The following is a 21,862-nucleotide window of genomic DNA, read 5'->3' as shown; positions in this document are numbered from 1 at the left end:
AAGAGAAGAGATGAAACGCGATTCGAGTGACAGGTATAGGACGACAGAACTGGGAGTGGTAAAGATAAATAATAACGCGATAACCACCATCGCGTCCACAGCCGCCATCGAAGTTAAGGGTGTCTCCAAAGTCGGCAGGGGCCTGGGCAAGACGATCTATGAAGTATTGATGCGCCGCGGCGGCAAGAAAGGCGTCAAGATATACGCTTCGGAAAACGAATTAAGATTGATCCTTTACATAACTGTAGAATACGGCGTCGACATAGCCAGGGTCGCGGATGATGTCCAGGAAAATGTTAAAGCAGCCGTCGAGAAGATGACAGGGCTGGTTGTTTCATCCGTAGATGTTATAGTCGAGGGCGTGCGCTCGCCGCAATCACTTGAAAAGACGAATAAGGGAGGTTCTATATGAGATTTATCGGAGGATTAACGCTGTTCTTTTACACGCTTGTGTTTTTTCTGGTGGGCGGCATATTCATAGTTGTGGCGACCAATGTAATACCCTTAAACTATATAATAGACGTGCTCAATACCATCTACACAAATTCGGACGTAAGGTTGATACTGGGATTGACCGGCGGGCTTTTGATATTCATCAGCCTCATGGTAATACAGATAACGCTGGGCATAATCAATAAAGAGAAGACGATAGCTTTCGAAAATCCCGACGGGCAGGTCACCATCTCATTGACCGCGATAGAAGATTTTATAAAAAGGTCTATGAAACAGCTTCCCGAGGTCAAAGAGTCGAGGCCGAATGTGCGCGCCAGCAAGAAGGGCATAATGATAATAAATAAGGTTGTGCTCTTTTCCGATACCAATATTCCCGAAACTACGGAAAAGATCCAGAGTATAGTAAAGTCGCGCGTCCAGGATATGCTTGGTGTGGACGAGCCTGTCGAGATACAGGTAAACGTGACAAAGATAGCCCATAAGGATGAGAAGGCCAGAGACACAAAGAAGGACGATAAAGTTCCGCCTTTCAGGGGAACCATAGAGTACAGCAGTTTTTAATTAAAAATAACGAGGAGGAAGTTACAGATGAGCAGAGTAGGAGTATTGACGGGCGGCGGCGATTGCCCTGGATTAAACGCCGTAATAAGGGGGATTGTAAGGAAGGCGGTCAGATCCGGTAATGATATCGAGATAGTCGGTATAAAGAACGGATGGAAAGGCCTTGTAGAGATAGATACGGTAGAGCTTGGACTGGATTCTGTTTCCGGGATACTTCCGAAGGGCGGCACGATATTAGGGACGTCCAGGACCAATCCTTATAAAAAGCCTGAAGATGTGGCGAAGGTTATAGAAAATTACAAAAAATTAAAACTCGACGCGCTTATAGCAATAGGCGGAGAAGATACTCTCGGCGTCGCGAATAAGCTGAATAAGGAGAAGAAGGGCGTAAACGTGGTCGGCGTTCCAAAGACTATAGATAACGACCTTAACGCGACAGATGTGACATTCGGATTCGATACAGCGGTAAATATAGCGACTGAAGCCATTGACAGGCTCCACACGACCGCGGAGAGCCATCACAGGATAATGGTAGTCGAGGTCATGGGCAGGCACGCCGGCTGGATAGCGATACATTCCGGCATAGCTTCGGGCTCGGATGTAATACTTATACCTGAAATCAAAGTCGACATCGACGAAGTATGCGAAATACTTAAAAAGCGCCACGCGAGGGGCAAGGGTTTCTCGATAGTCGTCGTTGCCGAAGGCGCTACATTCAAAGCGGGCCAGGTAGTAACACAGGAAGAGAAGCTTGACTCGTTCGGCCACGTAAGGTTGGGCGGAGTAGCGGAGATCCTCGCGGCCGAGATAGAGAACAGGACAGGTTTTGAGACGAGGGTCACGGTGCTCGGCCATATACAAAGAGGCGGCACGCCAAGCGCGTTTGATAGAGTCCTTGCCACAAGATTTGGGGTAAAGGCTATGGACCTGGTTTTAGAGAAGAAGTTCGGTTACATGGCAAGCCTCAAAGGGACCGACGTTATAGAGGTTCCGATACAGGACGCGGTAGGCACGCTTAAAACAGTTGATGCAAAATTCTATGAACTTGCTAAAGTGTTTTTTGGATAGAATACGTGCCCCGTACCTTCGAAGGTGCGGGGGCAAACAGGAGAAGGTGCGGGGTGCAAAAGAAGATAGAATCCTATATCAAAGAGAGCATAAAGACAAAAGAGCTGGTCCTTAAAGATCAGCTTGGTAATATCGAGAAGGCCGCTACATTAATAATCGATTCGCTTAAAAACGGCGGTAAACTTCTTGTGTTCGGTAACGGCGGCAGCGCTGCCGACAGCCAGCATATGGCGGCAGAGCTCGTCGGAAGGTTCAAGATGGAGCGAAGAGCACTTCCCGCGATAGCGCTGACTTGCGATACATCCGCGTTAACGGCTATAGCCAATGACTATGGCTATGATGTGGTGTTTTCAAGACAGGTAGAAGCTCTCGGCCGTAAAGGCGATATCGCGTTGGGCATATCGACAAGCGGAAATTCAAAGAACGTGATAGAAGCATTCAAAAAAGCGAAGGCGATTGGTATAAAAACGATCGCCTTGATAGGTTCGGACGGCGGGAAGATGAAAGGCGAGGCCGATATATCGATAATAGTGCCCTCCAAAGATACGCCGCGCGTCCAGGAATCCCAGGCTATGATAGCGCACATACTCTGCGCGCTTATAGAGGAAGATATATTTAAAAAATAGATGTCCGCGAAAACCTTAGATTCTAAAAAATTGGCGAATCTTCTAAAACGTCTGCGCTCAAAAGGCAGGCGCGTGGTATTTACGAATGGCTGTTTCGATATACTGCATGTAGGCCATGTGGATTATCTTTCCAAAGCAAAATCGCTGGGCGACATCCTCGTCGTGGGATTAAATAGCGATTCCTCGGTAAAAAAGATCAAGGGAAAAGGCCGCCCGATAAACAACGCGCGCGACAGGGCCAAAGTGCTTTCGGCTCTGTCATGTGTAGATTACATCTCGGTATTCGGCGAATCCACGCCCGAGCGCCTTATAAGGCAGCTTAAGCCAGATACGCTGGTAAAAGGCGGCGACTGGAAGATAGAAGATATCGTTGGCGGTGAATTTGTAAAGTCCCACGGTGGAAAGGTAAAGAGAATACCTTTTGTAAGGGGATACTCGACCACATCTTTGATAAAGAAGATAGAGAATATATGATGAAGAAAGAGCTTTACCGTATTATAGACGCCAATTTCAACAGGTCCCGCGAAGGCTTAAGAGTATGCGAGGAAGTAGCAAGGTTTGTATGGAACTGCCCGACGCTGACAAAAGATCTGAAGATGGCCAGGCATTCCATATCGTCTATCCTTAAAGATGCTCCAGCAACGGTCAAGATACTAAGCGCCAGCAGGGATTCGGCCAATGACGTTGGCAGGTGCGGCGTATCCAAAAGCGAGATGAACAGGATAACTTATGCCGATATATTCAGCGCGAATATACAAAGAGTAAAGGAGTCTTTAAGGGTGCTTGAGGAGTTCTTCAAACTCGTAGACAAAAAAGGCTCCGCTAAATTTACCAATCTCAGGTTTAAAATTTACGAGATAGAAAAGAAGGCATTAAAGTGACGCAATTAGAATACGCAAGACGCGGCAAGACAACATCCGAGATGATCCAGGTTTCACGCGATGAGGGCGTTACCGTGGATTTTATACGCAAGGGCATCGCCGACGGAGTTATTGTAATACCTAAAAATACAAAACGCGATATCAGCAAGCCTTGCGGAATAGGCAAAGGTTTAAAGACAAAGATAAACGCCAATATAGGCACATCGAAGGACTCCTCAAATATAGCCAATGAGCTGAAGAAGATGCGGGAGTGCATAAAGTTAGGCGCCGACGCTATAATGGACCTGTCCACAGGCCCGCGCATGGATGAAACGAGGCGCCAGATACTCGCGGGGTCTACAGTCCCCGTAGGAACGGTCCCTATATATGAGATGGTTGTAAAAGGCATAAAGGCCCGCGGTTCGATATCCTCGATAACCGTGGACGACATGTTCGATTGCCTTGAAAAACAGGCGAAAGAGGGCGTGGACTTCTTTACGATACACTCCGGAGTTACCAAAAGGGTATTATCGATACTCAAAGAGAGCCCGAGAATTCTCGATATAGTCTCGCGCGGCGGGGCTTTTCTTGCCGAATGGATACTGACCAACAACCGAGAAAATCCTTTTTATGAATATTTTGACAGGGTAATAGATATAGTGAAGCGCTACGATATTACATTAAGCCTCGGAGACGGTTTGAGGCCGGGCTCTATTGCCGACGCTACGGATAAAGCCCAAATATCAGAATTGGTCACTCTCGGGCAATTACAAAAAAGGGCCGTAAATAAGGGTGTGCAGGTAATGATAGAGGGTCCCGGACACGTTCCTCTAAACCAGATAGAAGCGAACGTGCAGCTGGAAAAAACGCTGTGTAATGGCGCGCCATTTTATGTTTTAGGGCCTCTCGTCACAGATATAGCGCCCGGATATGACCATATAACCAGCGCTATAGGCGGAGCGATAGCCGCCAGCGCAGGCGCGGACTTCTTATGTTATGTAACTCCATCCGAACATGTGAGGCTGCCTACCCTGGAAGATGTGAGAGAAGGCGTAGTCGCTTCAAAGATAGCCGCGCACGCGGCGGATATAGCGAAGAATATACCGGGTGCCATGGACAGGGATATAGCGATGTCCAAAGCGAGGTTTAAAAGAGATTGGAAAAAGCAATTTGAATTGGCGCTGGATAAGGTGAAGCCCACCGAATACCGCAAAGCGTCTATGCCGGATCAAAAAGATGTCTGCACAATGTGCGGAGAATACTGTTCTATTAAGACTGCGGAAAAATGTTTGAGAGGTACATAACTTGAGTATACTGGTCGTTGGTTCAGTAGCGCTGGACTCCATAGAGACCCCATTCGGAAAGAAGGAAGAGATCTTGGGCGGGTCGGCCACATTCTTTTCCATATCGGCTTCATTCTTCGACAAGGTCAATATAATAGCCACCGTCGGAGAGGATTTTCCTAAAAGGCATCTGCAGCTCTTGAAGAATAGGAATATAGGCACCGAAGGCATAGAGATAAGTAAGGGCAAGACATTCCGCTGGGAAGGCCGGTATGAATATGATATGAATGTCGCGCATACTCTCGCCACGCACCTCAATGTCTTCCAGGACTTCGCTCCGAAGATACCCGACAGCTTAAAAAATCCGCGCATACTGTTCCTCGCCAATATCGACCCGGACTTACAGGAGAGCGTATTGAGGCAGGTCGAAAAGCCCAAATTGATAGCGTGTGATTCGATGAACCATTGGATAACGAGCAAAAAGAAGTCCCTGGAAAAATTTCTGCATAAAGTCGACGTATTCTTTTTAAACGACGCCGAGGCTAGGCAATTCAGCGGGGAGGCCAACCTGATGAAGGCGGCGAAGATAATCGTATCGAAAGGCCCGAAGAGCGTAGTCATAAAGAAGGGCGAGCATGGCGTGATATATTACTCGAAGCGGGGGCATTTTGTGGCTCCAGCATATCTTCTGGAAAACGTATTTGATCCTACCGGCGCGGGCGATACATTCGCGGGCGGTGTAATAGGATACTTAAGCAAGGCCGGCAAGATAAACGACGCTGCAATAAGGAAGAGCATGGTCTATGGTAGTATAATGGCTTCATTTGCCGTAGAAGACTTCAGCGTAAACAGACTTCTTGCCATAAAAATGTCGGATATCAATAAAAGGTATTCGGATTTTAAAAAATTAACCAGGTTTTAAATGAGCGATCGGCGCGAGCGTAATTCAATGGTAGAATACGAGCTTCCCAAGCTTGATACGTGGGTTCGATTCCCATCGCTCGCTCCATTCTGCTTTGCCATTCAACAAGTAAAACGCAGGTATGGCTTCGCAGTAATAATATTTTTGCTTCTTACGCTTGCGGGCTGTGGAACGGTAGAAAAGCCTTATATAGCCGATACCAAAACTATAGGCGGTGTCTATCACTACGTGAGAAAGGGCGAAACCCTCTGGGGCATATCCAAGTCTTACGGTGTGGATATGAGCGCCATTTTAAAAGCTAATGATATAGACGACGCTAAGGACATAGACCGCGGCCAGCGTCTTTTGATACCCGGTTCGACGGCGGCCGTTAAGCGCACGGAAGAGCGCAAGGCCTATTCCTACGGTGATCTTTTCACGTGGCCATTAAGAGGTAATGTGATATCATATTATGGGGCCAAGCACGACAGGACCAAGAATAAAGGCATCGATATACGCGCTCAAGAGGGCAGTTCGGTCGTTGCGTCGCGCGCGGGCAAAGTGGTATTCTGCGATGAGTGGATGAAGGGTTTAGGCAAAACCGTAATACTGGATCATGGAGACAGTTTTCAGACGGTATACGCTTATAATTCGGCCATTTTGGTAAATGTGGGGGATTTCGTAGAGCAGAATACCGTCATAGCGAAAGTCGGAAGGGGCGGCCGGGCAAAAGAGCCCAGCCTGCATTTTGAAATAAGGCGCGGCGGAGAGCCGCAGAACCCGTTTTATTATCTATCCAAATAGCCTACTTCGCCATTCACCGCGCGTACTGGCGGCATGGCTTCGCAGGGCTTATTCCTGCGTAGCCCTACCGGCTATACAAGATTGAAGGGCGGAGCAGAATAGAGGACGCACATGTTCAGTGAACCTGTAGTTGGCGAGAAGTTTTTCGGAAGAGATGAGGTATTGGATCTTCTCAATAAAAGGGTCTCGGCGTTAAAAGACGGCTACCGCCAGAATGTCGCGCTTACGGGCCAGAGCCTTGCCGGAAAGACATCGATACTGCACCACTTCCTCTATTCTATAAAGGAAGAGGAGTTCATAACAATATACGTAGAGGTCGTCAAAGAGCCGTTCCGCGCCTTTACCAACAGGTTTATAGCCACTCTATTATATAACGCGCTGACGAAGACGGGCGAAGACGCCGGGTTTGAACTCGATAACCTTCTGGGAAAAGCCCAGGAGAGCCTTCCTAAGACATACGCCGCGATAAAGAATATCAATTCGCTCGTAGAGAAGAGCGACCACGAAGCCGCGTATTTTAACCTGTTGGGCCTTACCTCTACGCTGAAAGAAGAGATCAAAAAATCCTGCGTAGTCATACTGGACGAATTCGACAATTTGGAATATATAGGCATAAAGAACCCGTTCTTAAATTTCGGCAAGGTCATAATGATACAGAAGGATACTATGTATATAGTATCCAGTTCCCGCAACCAGGTATTCAAAAAGATACTCTCCGAAAAACTCTCGCTTCTCTTCGGAAATTTCGAAATAGTGAAGGTCTCGGGATTCGATATGGAGAACGCGAAAAGGTTCGTCGATATGCGGCTGGGGGGCTTTGAGATAGACAACGCGTTAAAGAGGTTCCTGGTGGTATTTACCGACGGTAATCCGTTCTATTTAAACCATATTGCCAAGAAGGCGAAAGACCTCGCCACCGAAAAGATGTCCAACCATATAGATACCGACATCCTGACAAAAGCCATAATAGAGACCGTATACGATTCAAGCGGGGTAATACACCAGTATCTGATGAACTTCATCCTGGACTTATTGGATTCAAGGCATAAAGACAGGCATCTGTCGATATTGACATCTATATCGAGCGGCCGCAACAAGCTCGCCGATATCGCGAAGTCGGTCAAGGCGAAGCAGTCGGAGGTATCTAAAGACCTTGCGCAGCTTTCAGAGCTCGGGCTCGTCTCCAAATTCGGCATATTTTACAAGATAGACGATTCAATGCTGGAGTTCTGGCTGGGAAAAGTTTACCAGAAGAGAAAGAACCTTCTCGTAGACGGCATATTTAACAGGTCCGAGCTGTTTACCTCACAGGTGAAGGCATATATATCCGATTTCATAACCGAATCCGAAAAAGAGATAACCGCGCGCCTGTCGGAATTATTCAACTCATTCTCCAATGAGCTGATACAGGTGGATTCCAGGCAGTTAAGGCTGCCGCACTTTACCAAGGTGGAGGTAAGGGCGTTATCCGATGAAAACAGGTGCCTGGCCGCCACTTTCAGGGGCAATACCTGGCTGGTGCAGGCATATACACATGTGGTGAACGAGAACGATATCGTTGAATATATCAAAAACGTAAAGCCTCTTACATACAAGATATCGAACAAGATAGTGATATCTTTATGCGGTATCGATGAAAACGCGAAGCTGCTGGCAAAAGAGCTAAAGATATCGATATGGGATATATCCACAATCAACAATATCCTGAACTCTTACGGCAAAACCAAGGTCATAGTTTAGATGAAGATACTCGTCTTATCCGATACGCACATACCAATAGCCGCGCAGGACCTGCCGAAGGCTATTTATGACGCGGCCGAAGACGTGGACATGATATTCCATGCCGGAGACTTTATAGACGCGAAATTTTTGGATAAACTGCGCTCCATAAAAGAGGTGAAGGCCGTCTGCGGCAACATGGATTCGCAGGAGATCCGCGCGCAGCTTAATCCTAAAGAACTCATCACGATAGGCAAGTCTAAGATAGGGCTTATACATGGTTACGGCGCTCCGTCAGAATTGATGGCGAGTGTCAGAAAAGAATTTGGCAAAGTAGACTGTCTGGTGTTCGGACATTCTCACATCGCTGTAAACGTAAAAAAAGACGGTGTTCTATTTTTTAATCCCGGAAGCCCGACGGATAAGATATTCGCTTCGAAGAATTCTTACGGTATCCTGGAGGTCACGGATAAAAAGATAGAAGGTAAAATAGTGGAGTTATAATATATGACCAAAGATATTCCCGTAATAAGAGTTGAAGGCGATACGCTTCCCGAGGCGTGGGAGAAGGCCGTAATAGCTACCTGGAAGGACGGACTGGATATAAAGACAGAATATGACAAGCCGGATGACCCAGCGAGTAAAGACTGCACTATGATAATGGTCGTCAATGACCCGATGAAAGAGCCGCGTATTCACAGGGCGTTTCCGGGCGGATTGGAGGACCTGGAAGTCTACAGGCAGGAAGTCGTTGACGGCATACACGACCATTGGATAAAGCCTGAAGAAGGAAAATGGACATACACGTATCATCAGCGCCTGTTCAGTTTTGATATAGAAGGCAAGGTGGTAAACCAGGTGGAATACTTAATAAAGAAACTGTCGGAAACGTCGTATTCCAGGAGGGCGCAGGCAATAACATGGAATCCCGGCACGGATCCCATTACAGACGATCCTCCGTGCCTGCAGAGGATCTGGTGCAGGCTCGTGGACCGCGGCAATAATACCTATTCGCTTAATATGAATACACACTGGAGATCCCGCGATGCCTATAAAGCCAGCTTCATGAATATATTCGCCCTTACGGACCTTCAGGCGAATATAGCCGGCCGGATATCGAAAAATACCGGTAAAAATGTAACCGTCGGCAGATATGTCGACATAAGCGACAGTTTCCATATTTACGGCAGCTATGCCGAAGAGTTCAAAAGGTTCTTAAAGACCGTCGGGGAGAGGGCATTTGAGGAGAAGACATGGTCCACAGAGTTTGCCCAGCCATTCTTCGAAGAGGCGCAGGTGAGGTTAAAAAATGAAGCGAAGTAACCTTTGGGCGCCCTGGAGAAAAAAATACATAATATCGCATAAGAATAAGAAATGCATATTCTGCGGACCGAAAGAGTATGTTCTCGACGAGTCGGAGTATTCATTCTCGATGCTCAACATCTATCCTTATAATAACGGCCACGTAATGGTATTCCCTAAAAGGCATATCAGGAGCATCGACCTCTTATCCGAAGCGGAAGTGTGCGACATAATGGAGTTGGTCATAAAGACCAAGAAGATACTTAAAAAGAAATTAAAACCGCACGGTTTCAATATAGGGTTCAATGAGGGCAAGGCCGGCGGGGCAGGATTTGCCGACCACATGCATATACATATAGTGCCGCGGTGGGAAGGCGATATGAATTTTATGCCCGTAATAGCGGATACAAAGGTTGTGCCGGACTCGCTCGATGCTATGTATAAGTTGTTTGTATCACACCGCCGAGGCGGACGTTAAGTATGCTACTATAACATCGCGGCGGTGAAAACCTATTAACCTATGTTTAAACGAAAAGACCTCGAAAAAGTCGAAGATCTTCTCGCGCCATACGCGCAGAAGAGCAAAAACTCCATGGGCAGGATCTACAAAGAGCCCGAACACCCCTACCGTTCATGTTACCAGCGCGATAGAGATAGGATCATATATTCAACCGCCTTCAGAAGATTAGAGTACAAGACCCAGGTTTTTGTAAATCATGAGGGCGATTATTACAGGACGCGTCTTACCCACACGCTGGAAGTAGCCCAGATAGCGAAATCGATAGCCAGGGCCATGCGCCTTAACGAAGACTTGGTCGAGGCGATATCGCTTGCCCATGACCTGGGGCACACGCCATTCGGCCATTCAGGCGAGGACGCCCTGCACGAAATAATGAAGGACCACGGCGGATTCGACCATAACACTCATGGCTTAAGGGTCGTAGATCTACTGGAAGAGCGATATCCGGAATTTCCGGGATTAAATCTTAGCTACGAGGTGCGCGAGGGCATAATAAAGCATTCCACCATGTACGACCTGCCCAGGCCGATCGTGCCGTTCAAATCTACGGCTTCACCTCTGCTTGAAATACAGGTAGTGGATGCCGCCGACGAAATCGCCTATGATAACCACGACCTCGATGACGGCATAACGAGCAGGCTCATAAAAGAAGAGGATTTGCGCAGCGTTGGCATCTGGACTCAAAAAGAGCGCCAGATCCGCAAGCTCTATCCGCGCCTTAAAGATGAGATACGCAAATATCAGATAATCCGCGGCCTCATAAATGAGCAGATAACCGACATATTGACGCAGACCGAGAACAATATAAAACGTTACAAGATCCGCAACATTCACGATGTCCTGAAACTGCCTGCGCGCATAGTGTCATTCTCCAAGAGCATGGAGAACCTGCGCAAGCCGATGCGCGAATTCCTGCAGAAGAACCTCTACCAGCACTACCGCGTAGTGCGCATGTCCAATAAAGCGAGCCGGTTCATATCGGCGCTCTACAATGTCTATTTCGACAAACCGGAACAACTTCCACCGTCGACTCTTGCAAGACTCAAAAAAGAAGATAAACATCAGGTTGTGTGCGATTATATAGCGGGGATGACGGATAGGTATGCGCTTGATGAATATAAGAAATTTTTTGAGCCTTACGAGCGCGTGTAAGACAATTTCGTCATTGCGAGGCCCGAAGGGCCGAAGCAATCTCTAAATGTTCTTTAAATTTTCCCGGGCATTGGCTCGGGCAAGCCTTTCGGGCGTTCAAAAGGCTGGCTCGTACGGGGTGCACAATAGGAGTGTAAACGGATTTGGTATCTTTCACGCCCTCGCTTGCTTTGTTCCGAAATCACAAAGTCAAAACAGCGGGGGCAGATAACCCCATCCCGTAAGCACTCGCCGCCTTTTTTCACAACCCTCAAGGCTTATCCCTCGCCAATCGGAAAAATTTACGCAAAGGAATAATAATCATGTTAAAAGATGGTGACATTCTTCTTTGTAAAGGTACCGACCTTACTTCAAAACTTATAAAATGGGGTACTAATAGTGCTTATTCACATGTGGCGGTTGCGGCCTCAGCCAACCTGGGGCTTATTATAGAAGCTATCCCTCAGGGTGGAGTTAGGGCTATTTCTGTTGAAAACTATAAAACTCCTTACGATCTATATAGAGTTAAAGATGATCACCCTTACCAAATAAACGGCGTTGTTTCATTTTTAATAATGATGCTCGCTAGAAAATATGACACCAGATCGGCTACTATATTGGGCTGGAAAATATTTTTACGAAAAATGCGTTTACTAAAATTACTTGGACTGAAGATTGCGCACAATAAAAAAGCTTCCGATTCGCTGCAAGAAGATCAAGATTACTTTTGCAGCGAACTTTGCTACAAAGCATTTTATTTGGGTGGAGGATTAGACATAGTGCCAAGCGTGGGTGACGCCGAGACCACCTCGCCAGGAGATATAGCTCGTAGCAAGATAGTTCATGAAGTAATTTAACACGAAGATGGGGGACGTGTCGCTTGGACACACAAGAATAGATTCGGGGACGGGCGAGAAGGGGACGCCCCAGTAAAAAGGAGAGATCTGTAAAACAAAAAAGGGAGGATGCTATGAAAAAGTGCCCGTATTGTTTTCAGGAGATCCAGGATGAAACGGCGAAGTGCAAATATTATGAGGAGTGGCTGTCAAAACATAAGAAGGAATCTAAGGGATGTGGAGGTAAGTCGGGGACGGTCCATTTGGGGACACTCCATAAAATGCAGGAGGTGGATATGGTCAGGAGAATTATAGGTATTGCGGTAGCGGTAATATTTGTGTGCAATAGCGCTTTTGCTATGTGCGGAGTATGCGGGGTAGAGGAAAAATCGGCCGGCGACGCCAAGGCTGCGGTAGTAAAAGTTAATAATACAGTTTGCCCTGTTACTGGTGAAAAAGTAGATATGAAGAATCCCGCTACTGTAGAATACAAGGAAGAGGCGTATAGTCTTTGCTGCCCTGCGTGTACCGCGGAATTTAATAAAAATCCGGAAAAATATAGCGCAAAAGCAAAAAAATAAATAGATAAGTAGACCGGGGCCATCCTAATGAGGAGACATGCAATACACAGAAACTTTTCATAGGGGTTGACAAGGTATACACTATAGTGTATACTTGGTTTGGAGGTGAATAAAATGACAAAGAGTATAACATTAAAAAAATTGAGGCCCAGTCTGCCCAGAGTGGTAAATGAGGTAGATTCAAAGATGGATAGATTTGTCATAACCAGGCGGGGCAAGCCGGTTGCCATGATGATGTCTATCGATGATTACGAGAGCTTGATAGAAACTTTGAGCATCTTATCTGATCCAAGATTGATGAAAAGCATCAAACAGGCGGAAAAAGAGATTAGAAAAGGCGATGTAAAGAGTTTGGACAAGATAGAAAAGGAACTCGGCATTGTATAAGATAGTCCTTACAAAGAACGCGCAAAAAGAATATTCCTACCTCTATGGCACCAATAAAAATATATTTTTACGGGTAAGAGCTGCTTTAAGCTCTATTGCTCAAGATCCCCATCAAGGCAAGTCTTTAAGACTCACATTAAAAGGTAAATGGTCATACAGGGTAGGTATGTACCGCATAATCTATTCGATAGAACATAGCATTCTAACGGTACTCGTAATAGATATAGGCCATAGACGCGAAGTTTATAATAGATAAGAAACCGAAAGTAAAAAAACAGTGCCACCACCAGGGATGTTGGGCGCAATAGTAGTCATCCGTACAATGTTAAGTTACTTTCTTACTAAGGACCTTAGAGGCGCGGGAGTCAAGATTGTATGAAGGTTGTATTAAGTCAAGTATATAGAATATATGTGCTTATGATTATAGGGCTTCTCGTTGCATCTATATCGGGATGTGCTACCATAGTAAACGGTACGTCGCAAAAGATCCAGGTAACATCTGATCCGTCGGGCGCGACTGTTTTGGTTGATGAAAAAGAATCGCATACTGCGCCTGTGAAGCTGCGGCTCGAAAGAAGGCGTGACCATACGCTTGTATTTTCGAAAGACGGATATGAAAGCCAGACGGTTAAATTGACTCATGTTATAAGCGAGGCCGTGGCCGGTAACACGCTTTGCTGGGGGCCCTTAGGTTGGGTATTTGATATATGCGCGGGGACACAGTATAAGTTACAGCCTAATCCCGTTCACATTGCATTGAAACAAAAAGAGTAAAAACATAAACAGGAGGTGCGTATGAGCTGGGGACTGTTTGGGCAGATCGTTCTTCTTATAGTGATATTTTCGTTCGTTTTCAGGGCTGCAAAGTGCGTGCATGATACGTTCTGCAAGGTTTGCAAGAAGACGGATGAGTGCTGCAAATAACTAAAAAGAGGTCTTATGAAGTTAATAGCCAGTCTATTGTGCAGGAGAAGATACAAGGTGCAGACCAAGTGTAAAAGATGGTTTGGGAAGATTTTCAGGTGGGGCAAGAAACCGGTAAAGGTTTCGGCATAATATACGGAATGAAGAATGCGCTATTGTCAAAATCCGGAATAGGCTTATGCGGGGATATCAAAAAATAAGAAACTGGAATCCTGGAAGACTACGTTAAAATTCGTTTGTAAATAAAGGGGGAGCATATGGACGAGAAGCAGATAGGGACGGTGGATCATTTTTTCAGCAACATCAGCGTGGGGATGATAAAGTTGAGCGATGCGCTGAAGGTGGGCGATAAGATACGCATAAAAGGAAATACCTCGGATTTCACACAGGATATATTGAGTATGCAGATAGATCGCGTTCCGGCGCAGGAGGCGAAGGCCGGAGATCTTATCAGTATAAAAGTGGAGCAGAAGGTCCGTAAAGACGACATCGTATATAAAGTGTAGGCTTTCCTACACAATCATTACCTATCCTGATACAGAGGCGCCCTGTAAAGTTATAGGGTGTCCCTACCCCAGGAAGAGGGGTTAAAAAATAAGAGAGGCGTGCATGGTAAATAAAAGATGGGTCTTGTTAATAGCCGCTTTTACGATTTTGACTGTGCTTACCGGATGCGCTAAAGAGCCGGATAATAAATGGACCAGGCTTATCAAGGAATGCACTAAGGTAATGACAGAGATAAGGAAGATGCCCGATCAGGGCATACCCGAAGGTGCCCTCCTAAAAGCACAGGCAATAGCCATATTCCCGAATACTATTTCCGCGGGTATCGGTATCGGAGGTCAATACGGCCAGGGCGTTATACTGGTAAACAATAATGGGCGATGGTCACCCCCAGCCATATTCACACTCGGAGGCGGCAGCATAGGCTGGCAAATAGGCGGACAGGCCACAGATATAGTTTTACTTTTTATGGATAAAAAGAGCGTAGACGCGCTTTTAAGCGGCAAGGTAAAATTGGGCGCCGACGCTTCTGTTGCAGCGGGGCCGGTCGGCAGGAGCGCGTCCGCCGCTACGGACATTCAATTAAAGGGCGGTATATTATCATATTCCAGAAGCAGGGGATTGTTTATAGGGATAAAGCTCGAGGGCGCCGTGCTTGCGCAACATTGGGATGGCAACAGGGAACTTTACGGAAGAGAGATTTCCGCGGATAATATCCTTATCAAGAATAAGGTAAAGGTGCCGCGCTGCGCAAGGGTGTTAGTCAGGTCTCTGAAAACTTACAGCCTTCTTGGCAGGTTCATGTAAGATCAGGAAGAGGTAACGCTACCCAGATCGTAAGGAGGTAATGTGGCCAAAAAAGCGTTTATTTTAATGGTGATATGCCTTTTACTCGCTTCAGGCGCATTTGCCACCGGCAGGAGAAGCGACGTGCCGAATGTCCCATTCCTTTCCCCGGATGACGAGATTACGATAGACCTTACAGAGAAGCCGGGCATAACATTTAAATGGAAAAATTCTCCCGTTCCGGGAGGGGGCAGGGACGCCTACCGGTTCAAATTGATCAAAGGCTTTAAGTATGATTTTGTCGTATCGGAAGAGTTGCCTCAGAATGTATTTTCAATAGATGTCCCCGCTGATAAATTCGAAGACGGCGTCACATACAGCTGGTATGTCGAACAGCGCGATGCTTCAGCGAGGATCTGGAGCCGGCATGATACGGTTTGGAGCTTTAAAATAATAAAGAAGTAAATGTCAGTATCGGCTATTAAAAAAAGATTAAAGCAATACAGTAATAAGAAAAAAATCCCCGTTCTCCAGCGGTTTTTTAAAACAGGCCCCGGTGAGTACGCCCAGGGTGACATATTTATCGGGGTTATGGTGCCTTATGCCAGGAAAGTTGTCAAAGAATTCAAAGATATAGGTTTAAAATACCTGCCAAAACTCTTAAGATCCCCCATTCACGAGGAGAGACTTACCGCGCTTTTAATACTCGTCTATAAATTCAAATCTGCCGATGATACCGGCAAAAAGAAGATATACCGGTTATACATGAAGAATTCCGCATTTGTAAATAATTGGGACCTGGTGGATCTGACCGCGCATCATATAATAGGCGGATTTCTTAATGATAAAGATAAGCGCGCGCTCTATGAGCTTGCGAAATCCAAAAATCTCTGGGAAAGACGATTAGCCGTAATAGCCACATTTTACTATATAAGAAATAACGATTTTGAAGAGACTCTAAGATTATCCGGAATGCTCATGGGCGATAAAGAAGATCTTATCCATAAAGCTGTCGGCTGGATGCTGCGGGAAGTGGGCAAGCGTGATGTAAAGACCCTTGAAGGCTTTTTGTCCGTCCACTGCGAAAATATGCCGCGGACGATGTTAAGATACGCCATTGAAAAATTTCCCGAGCCAAAGAGAAAGGCGTACTTAAGCAAGAAAATGATGAAACATGCCGACAGGCATGCTATAATAAGCGCAAGGGAAAAATAATATGGCAAAAGAAAGTTTTTCATTCGACATAATTTCCGAAGCGGACCTGCAGGAAGTGGACAACGCGGTAAACCAGGCCAAGAAAGAGCTCGCGCAGAGATTCGATTTCAGGGGCAGTAAGTCGTCTATCGATTACAACCGGAACGAGAAAAAGATAACGCTTGTGGGTGATGACGATTTTAAGCTGCGCTCTGTAAATGATATACTTGCGGCAAAACTCGCGAAGAGAGGCGTCTCGATGAAGCTTCTGACATTCGCGGAGCCGCAAAGCATATTCGGCGGATGCCTTCAGCAGATAGCGGATCTGGCCGCCGGCATACCGCAGGATAAGGCCAAGGAACTCGTTAAAATAATAAAAGGGCTGGGATTTAAAGTCCAGGCGCAGATAGAAGGAGAGAAGATAAGGGTCTCTTCGCCGAAAAAAGATGACTTGCAGTCGGTCATAGCGCATCTTAAAAAGATAGATTATCCCTTAGCTCTTACTTTCTGTAATTACAGATAACCGCCCGGGCCGTTACAAATTGACAATATTCATAAAGGACAATATAATCTAATCTTATGAAGCAGGAATTTACAGACAGGGAATACCAACAGGAACTTTTTGACAAGCTGAAGAAGAGCGTAAGCCTGAAAAAAGAAGAAGAATGTTTCGGCTCATGCCTAAAGAGCGCTATGTGGTGGCTCATAGAGGAGCCGCATCCTTCAGCGGCGTCTATAAAGAAACTCGTCTTAAACACATGCCCATTTCTTAAAAAACCTGATTTCCAAAAAGGCGCCAGCTGCGTCAGGATGTTGGAAGATATGGTGGAAAAGGCCGGCCTGGAGAAAAGGATGGTGCGGTTTGAATGCATAGAGGGCCTGCGCGGATTCATCTATCCTATTTCGCAGGGCGACAAACTATACGGCTACATAGGCGCATGTTATACCAAAAAAGATGTCTCCGACGAGATAATGGACATCTTCGCCGCTTTTACGGATACTATAGTAAAAGAAGTGCAGAAAGAACTTGAGCTATCCAAATTGTATGAGACGATACGTCCGCGCGCTATAGCGTTATCGACGGTCCACACGGTGCACAGGCTTATAGGCTCTACCCTTGATATGAACGAGCTTCTGCCTCGAGTGGCGAGACTTTCATTGCAAGTAATAAGGGCCAACAGATGTTCCATAAAACTTGTAGATTCCACCAAAAAACTGCTGCTGCCGAAGGCCACTGTAGACTTGAGAGAAACTAAATCAAAGCTTAAGAAGGTGCGCATAGGCCGCTGGTCGCCGGGCAAAGCCGCGAAATTCGGCAGGCCGATACGCGACAAAAATCACCTGGCCACACCTTTGATAGACGAGGATGTCATCGGTGTTATAACGCTATATGACAAGATAGACGGCAAACCCTTCACGCAATTCGACCAGGAGATAATGTCCACCCTTGCCGAGCAGGCGGTAATAGCGATAAAGAACGCGCATCTATATAAGGAGCAGGAGAAATTAACATTTGGAATGATAAAGTCCCTTGCGGCAATAGTGAGCACGCGCAAAAGCGGCCAGTATATGCCGCGGGCTTCATTTTTAAGGATAACGACGCTGGTCGGACAAAAATTACACCTTTCCGGATATGAGCTCAAGAGCATAGAATACTCGATACTGTTGCATGACGCGGGGCAGCTGATCGTGCCCGAAGAAGTCCTTAAAAAACCCGCGAAGCTCACCGAAAAACAGTATAATCTGGTAAAAGAACATCCGATAATAGGCGCAGAAATATTAAAACCGATAAAGGCATTAAAGTCGATAATCCCTATAATACTCCATCACCATGAAAACTACGACGGCACAGGCTATCCCAAAGGACTGAAGAAAGACCAGATCCCTGTAGGCGCCAGGATAATGGCGGTAGTGAGCGCTTTTGAGGCCATGATAACGAAAAAGCCTTACAGGACGCCTAAATCCATAAACGCGGCGGCCGAAGAGATCCGCAACAGCTCAGGAAAACAATTTGATCCAAAAGTAGTACAGGCGTTTTTAGAAGTCATAAAGAGAAAAGATATAAGTGAAATGCTTGCGAGGGAAAAACATGGCAAACGATGACAAGACCGCTTTATCGGAACTGCACTTTAAGATAATGAAATTCTTTCATGAAAACCAGGCCTCTATAGATACGCCGCGAGGTATTTCCACATGGGTACGCGAGGAGCGCTCAAAGGTTAGAAAAGCTCTTGAAGACCTGGTTAAACTAAAAATATTAGCGGCGCACAGGACCACATCCACTACAGGATATAGCTATACACGCGATCCTAAAATTATTTCAAAAATTGAAAAACTCCTTAAAAAAAGAAAATCCGCATAGTACTCTGGAAGAATTCTACGCCAAGCTGAACGGGAAGCAAAAACTGGCCGTCGACACCATAGACGGCCCTCTGCTTGTCCTCGCCGGGCCCGGTACAGGCAAGACCCAGCTATTATCGGTAAGAGCCAAGGCCATCTTAAGCAAAAAACCGGACGTCCTTCCCGAAAACATACTTATACTCACTTATACCAATGCCGCGACCAAAGCCATGAAAGAACGTCTTGCCAGGATAATAGGCGCCAAGGGCTACGACATAGACGTCGGCACGTTCCATAGCTTCGCGAATTCAATAATTCAAGAATCGGAAGAAGCCGCAAACTATGCCGGCGACAAGATCCAGATGGACGAGGTTGAACAGGTAAGGGCGATAGAGTATATACTCGATCACGCCAAGGGCGTGGACGAAATAAGGCCATTTAACGCTCCGTATATATATCTGGGCGAGATCAAACAGAAGATAGGGGAACTAAAGAAAGACGGGATAAAGCCCGACTCACTTGACGGCTATCTCGCGAAGCATAAAAAACTCGATCCATACCTGGAGGACAAGCATATAGGGCGCCTAAAAGCGCTTGCGGTAGCATACAGGATGTATGAAGACTTAAAACGCGGCAATAATAAAGAGATATTCGATGAACGCGGCAGATATGATTATGACGACATGATACTGTTCGCGACCGAGGCGCTTAAGAAAGAACTGGCCCTGCGGAAAAAATACAGAAAGCAATACCTGTATGTCATGGTCGATGAATATCAGGATACTAATGGAGCGCAGCTGGACCTATTATTCAGCCTTATTGATGATAAGGATCCCAACCTCTGCTGTGTCGGAGATGACGATCAATCCATATATAGATTTCAGGGAGCCAGCGTGGGAAATTTCAGGGCACTAAAGGAAAGATTTCCAAAGCTCAAAGAGATATCCTTAGAAGATAATTACCGCTCCACCAACGATCTTATACAAGTATCAAAAAACATAATAAACATAATACCCCGCGAAGAGAGGATGGCCGAAAAGAGGCTGGAGAGCTTAAAGGACTACAAGGATAAGGAGATCCTCTTCAGGGAGTTTACTACGGAAGACGAAGAGCTTTTATATATGGTGGACAAGGTCAAAGAGTTGAGGGAAAGGATACTGTGCTCTAAAGAAATCTCTGCCGAAGAACGCAATCATCCGTACAATAATATCGCCGTACTCGTCAGGAAGAGGAACAATATACCAAAGATCATAGATGCTTTTATACAGGCGGGGATACCTTACGCAACCGATGGAAAAGAAGATATAAGTTCCCATAAGCGCGTAAAGCAGCTGTTGGATGTCCTCGAGCTGATTTCGATGGAAAGCAATGACATCGGATCCAAAGACCTGGTATTCTACAAAGTGCTGACTTCGGATTATTTCGGCATACCGCACGCCCAAGTACTGAAATTTGTCAACATGGTAAACAAAAAGAAAGAGAAAGACAGGAGCGTAACTTTATTATCCGAATTTTTCGAACATTTCAAACCGCACCGCGCATATGAGGCAATAAAAAATCTCTTCGACGATGCCCAGACAAGGACCATTCACACTATCCTGTTAAATTACATAAAAGACGCCGGAATATTTAAGCACATCCTCAAAGAGTATGCCGACAAAAAAATATTAAGGATCAGGGATTTAAGGGCGGTGACTTCTTTTGTAAACATGGTCAAGAACGCGGATCTTGCGAAACCCGGCATAAGGCTAAACGATTTTATCCTCGAGATGAAGACGCGCCGCGACCACAACCTGCCCGTGCAGGGCCAGCTCGTCACTATGACACAGGACGGGGTGAGAATTTATACGGCGCATGGCTCCAAGGGACAGGAGTTCCACTCCGTATTAATACCTTTCTGCCTGCAAAACAAGAATTGGCCGGCAAGGCCCATACCGGAAAAGATACCTCTGCCGGCGACGTTATTCAAAACAAAGGAGAGGATAAAAGAAAAGTCTCTTTTAAAACAACTCGCGCTCTACGACGAGACGAGGCTCTTCTATGTGGCCATAACAAGGGCAAAATCAACGCTTACGCTTACAGCAAGCCCGACGGAAAATACGATATCAAGCTCATATCTTGACAACATCGATATTCACAGGGAAAGCCCGGAATTTGTAAACGAGGAAGATGTTGTGTCAAAATCGCTGGAGCTTGCCGACGTATCTGACCCGTTCATAGGGACAGAAGCGATATTGGAAGATATGGTCGGCAATCTTTCCCTGAACCCGACGCGCGTTAATAATTACATAACCTGCAAACGCAAATTTCTGTATAACGACGTATTAAAGATACCGGGCGCCAAGAAGAAGAGCCTTGTATTCGGAAATTGCGTACATAAGGCGCTGGAAGAAGTATATAAGGAGTATAAAAATAGCAGATTTTTCCCAAAATTCAGGTTCTTTCTGGATGAGTTTAAAAAAGAGCTGAAGAATCAGGGACCGGACAAGCTAATGGAATCCGAATGCCTGAAGAAAGCCGAAAGCGATGATATAAAAAATTGGTTTGAAAAAGCGTCGAAAGAACCTGTGATGCCCATAGACCTGGAGAAGAAGATACTTATAACCATAGGTGAAAATATAATATTCACCGGAAAGTACGATAAGGTCGAATGGGAAGATGAGAAAAGATCCCTGGTAAGGATAGTCGATTATAAAACCGGTAAAGGCGATGACCATATAAAGAAGATAAGCGAGGCCTGCGATCTGGCAAGCGACGAATGCGACGGATATTTAAGGCAGCTGGTATGCTATAAATTACTTTACGAAAGGGACAAGTCTGTGCCCGTGGGCATAAAAGTAAGCCATGGCGTTCTCGCGTTCATAGAGCCTTTGAAATCCGAATTAAGGAAGTACGGATACAGAAAAGGCGACTACGCGAATTTTTCGGTAGAAATTTCCGAAGATATGGTCCGTAATATGGAAGAGTTGATTAAAAAAGTATGGGCGGATATAAAGGCTTTGAGCTTCGAGAAGCTGCCCGAAAGAGATGATGACAAATGTCAAAAGTGCGATTTTGACGATGTCTGCTGGGGAAACTAAAT

Annotated in this window: 29 protein-coding genes and 1 tRNA gene; all 30 read left to right on the top strand. The window is 46.0% G+C overall.

All coding sequences use genetic code 11. The features are described 5' to 3' along the window. Positions 1-10: 10 nt before the first annotated feature. The 30 genes from Q8R38_07930 (at position 11) to Q8R38_07785 (ending at position 21,860) form a co-directional block, all read left to right on the top strand. Positions 11-412, top strand: coding sequence for an Asp23/Gls24 family envelope stress response protein (locus Q8R38_07930; protein MDP3791955.1), 402 nt, complete (start codon positions 11-13; stop codon positions 410-412). Next, positions 409-1,014 (top strand): alkaline shock response membrane anchor protein AmaP, encoded by a 606-nt coding sequence (gene amaP, locus Q8R38_07925; protein ID MDP3791954.1) that lies wholly within the window; start codon positions 409-411, stop codon positions 1,012-1,014. Before Q8R38_07930 ends, amaP begins: the two co-directional genes overlap by 4 nt. Positions 1,015-1,041: 27 nt before the next feature. Further along, on the top strand, positions 1,042-2,082 hold the full coding sequence (locus Q8R38_07920) for an ATP-dependent 6-phosphofructokinase (GenBank protein ID MDP3791953.1): 1,041 nt from the start codon (positions 1,042-1,044) through the stop codon (positions 2,080-2,082). Between the two features lie 53 nt (positions 2,083-2,135). After that, positions 2,136-2,708 carry a D-sedoheptulose 7-phosphate isomerase gene (gmhA, locus tag Q8R38_07915; GenBank protein ID MDP3791952.1) on the top strand — a complete coding sequence of 191 codons (573 nt, stop codon included), beginning with the start codon at positions 2,136-2,138 and terminating at the stop codon, positions 2,706-2,708. Further along, positions 2,709-3,182 carry a D-glycero-beta-D-manno-heptose 1-phosphate adenylyltransferase gene (rfaE2, locus tag Q8R38_07910; GenBank protein MDP3791951.1) on the top strand — a complete coding sequence of 158 codons (474 nt, stop codon included), beginning with the start codon at positions 2,709-2,711 and terminating at the stop codon, positions 3,180-3,182. Next, on the top strand, positions 3,179-3,589 hold the full coding sequence (locus Q8R38_07905) for a thiamine-phosphate pyrophosphorylase (GenBank protein MDP3791950.1): 411 nt from the start codon (positions 3,179-3,181) through the stop codon (positions 3,587-3,589). The genes rfaE2 and Q8R38_07905 overlap by 4 nt, the downstream gene beginning before the upstream one ends. Further along, on the top strand, positions 3,580-4,872 hold the full coding sequence (gene thiC / locus Q8R38_07900) for a phosphomethylpyrimidine synthase ThiC (protein MDP3791949.1): 1,293 nt from the start codon (positions 3,580-3,582) through the stop codon (positions 4,870-4,872). Before Q8R38_07905 ends, thiC begins: the two co-directional genes overlap by 10 nt. Before the next feature lies 1 nt (position 4,873). Further along, on the top strand, positions 4,874-5,773 hold the full coding sequence (locus Q8R38_07895) for a PfkB family carbohydrate kinase (GenBank protein ID MDP3791948.1): 900 nt from the start codon (positions 4,874-4,876) through the stop codon (positions 5,771-5,773). Between the two features lie 13 nt (positions 5,774-5,786). Beyond that, positions 5,787-5,860: transfer RNA gene (locus Q8R38_07890), tRNA-Gly, on the top strand. A 57-nt stretch (positions 5,861-5,917) separates the two neighbouring features. Further along, positions 5,918-6,556 carry a LysM peptidoglycan-binding domain-containing M23 family metallopeptidase gene (locus tag Q8R38_07885; GenBank protein MDP3791947.1) on the top strand — a complete coding sequence of 213 codons (639 nt, stop codon included), beginning with the start codon at positions 5,918-5,920 and terminating at the stop codon, positions 6,554-6,556. 111 nt (positions 6,557-6,667) lie between these two features. Beyond that, a complete protein-coding gene (locus tag Q8R38_07880) occupies positions 6,668-8,296 on the top strand; it encodes an ATP-binding protein (protein MDP3791946.1) in 1,629 nt (542 codons plus the stop codon). Next, positions 8,297-8,779: a metallophosphoesterase family protein gene (locus Q8R38_07875; protein ID MDP3791945.1), complete on the top strand. Its 483-nt coding sequence runs from the start codon at positions 8,297-8,299 to the stop codon at positions 8,777-8,779. 3 nt (positions 8,780-8,782) lie between these two features. Next, a complete protein-coding gene (locus Q8R38_07870; protein MDP3791944.1) occupies positions 8,783-9,598 on the top strand; it encodes a thymidylate synthase in 816 nt (271 codons plus the stop codon). Then, complete coding sequence (locus Q8R38_07865; protein ID MDP3791943.1) at positions 9,585-10,055, top strand: HIT domain-containing protein; 471 nt, start codon at positions 9,585-9,587, stop codon at positions 10,053-10,055. The genes Q8R38_07870 and Q8R38_07865 overlap by 14 nt, the downstream gene beginning before the upstream one ends. A gap of 42 nt (positions 10,056-10,097) precedes the next feature. Then, complete coding sequence (locus tag Q8R38_07860; GenBank protein ID MDP3791942.1) at positions 10,098-11,249, top strand: deoxyguanosinetriphosphate triphosphohydrolase; 1,152 nt, start codon at positions 10,098-10,100, stop codon at positions 11,247-11,249. 302 nt (positions 11,250-11,551) lie between these two features. After that, positions 11,552-12,085 (top strand): hypothetical protein, encoded by a 534-nt coding sequence (locus Q8R38_07855; GenBank protein MDP3791941.1) that lies wholly within the window; start codon positions 11,552-11,554, stop codon positions 12,083-12,085. Positions 12,086-12,198: 113 nt separating this feature from the next. Next, positions 12,199-12,645, top strand: a complete 447-nt coding sequence (locus Q8R38_07850; GenBank protein MDP3791940.1) for a TRASH domain-containing protein — start codon at positions 12,199-12,201, stop codon at positions 12,643-12,645. Positions 12,646-12,759: 114 nt separating this feature from the next. Next, positions 12,760-13,032 (top strand): type II toxin-antitoxin system Phd/YefM family antitoxin, encoded by a 273-nt coding sequence (locus Q8R38_07845; protein ID MDP3791939.1) that lies wholly within the window; start codon positions 12,760-12,762, stop codon positions 13,030-13,032. Next, positions 13,025-13,288, top strand: a complete 264-nt coding sequence (locus Q8R38_07840) for a type II toxin-antitoxin system RelE/ParE family toxin (protein ID MDP3791938.1) — start codon at positions 13,025-13,027, stop codon at positions 13,286-13,288. Before Q8R38_07845 ends, Q8R38_07840 begins: the two co-directional genes overlap by 8 nt. A 119-nt stretch (positions 13,289-13,407) precedes the next feature. Then, positions 13,408-13,806, top strand: coding sequence for a PEGA domain-containing protein (locus tag Q8R38_07835; GenBank protein ID MDP3791937.1), 399 nt, complete (start codon positions 13,408-13,410; stop codon positions 13,804-13,806). A gap of 21 nt (positions 13,807-13,827) precedes the next feature. Further along, positions 13,828-13,956: a hypothetical protein gene (locus tag Q8R38_07830; GenBank protein MDP3791936.1), complete on the top strand. Its 129-nt coding sequence runs from the start codon at positions 13,828-13,830 to the stop codon at positions 13,954-13,956. Between the two features lie 77 nt (positions 13,957-14,033). Beyond that, positions 14,034-14,156, top strand: coding sequence for a hypothetical protein (locus Q8R38_07825; protein MDP3791935.1), 123 nt, complete (start codon positions 14,034-14,036; stop codon positions 14,154-14,156). Positions 14,157-14,213: 57 nt separating this feature from the next. After that, entirely contained in the window at positions 14,214-14,462 is a 249-nt protein-coding gene (locus Q8R38_07820; GenBank protein ID MDP3791934.1) for a translation elongation factor-like protein, read from the top strand. A gap of 103 nt (positions 14,463-14,565) precedes the next feature. Continuing rightward, positions 14,566-15,267, top strand: coding sequence for a lipid-binding SYLF domain-containing protein (locus Q8R38_07815; GenBank protein ID MDP3791933.1), 702 nt, complete (start codon positions 14,566-14,568; stop codon positions 15,265-15,267). Between the two features lie 42 nt (positions 15,268-15,309). Next, complete coding sequence (locus Q8R38_07810; protein ID MDP3791932.1) at positions 15,310-15,711, top strand: hypothetical protein; 402 nt, start codon at positions 15,310-15,312, stop codon at positions 15,709-15,711. Further along, complete coding sequence (locus Q8R38_07805; GenBank protein MDP3791931.1) at positions 15,712-16,461, top strand: DNA alkylation repair protein; 750 nt, start codon at positions 15,712-15,714, stop codon at positions 16,459-16,461. Position 16,462: 1 nt separating this feature from the next. Then, entirely contained in the window at positions 16,463-16,963 is a 501-nt protein-coding gene (locus Q8R38_07800) for a YajQ family cyclic di-GMP-binding protein (protein MDP3791930.1), read from the top strand. A 56-nt stretch (positions 16,964-17,019) separates the two neighbouring features. Next, entirely contained in the window at positions 17,020-18,543 is a 1,524-nt protein-coding gene (locus Q8R38_07795) for an HD domain-containing phosphohydrolase (protein MDP3791929.1), read from the top strand. Next, positions 18,530-18,802, top strand: coding sequence for a hypothetical protein (locus Q8R38_07790; GenBank protein MDP3791928.1), 273 nt, complete (start codon positions 18,530-18,532; stop codon positions 18,800-18,802). Before Q8R38_07795 ends, Q8R38_07790 begins: the two co-directional genes overlap by 14 nt. Then, positions 18,768-21,860, top strand: coding sequence for an ATP-dependent DNA helicase (locus Q8R38_07785; GenBank protein MDP3791927.1), 3,093 nt, complete (start codon positions 18,768-18,770; stop codon positions 21,858-21,860). The genes Q8R38_07790 and Q8R38_07785 overlap by 35 nt, the downstream gene beginning before the upstream one ends. Positions 21,861-21,862 lie beyond the last annotated feature (2 nt).

The sequence above is a fragment of the Candidatus Omnitrophota bacterium genome (assembly GCA_030695905.1).
Lineage (GTDB): Bacteria > Omnitrophota > Gorgyraeia > 2-01-FULL-45-10 > 2-01-FULL-45-10 > CAZHPY01.
This window is presented reverse-complemented; position numbering and strand designations above follow the sequence as displayed.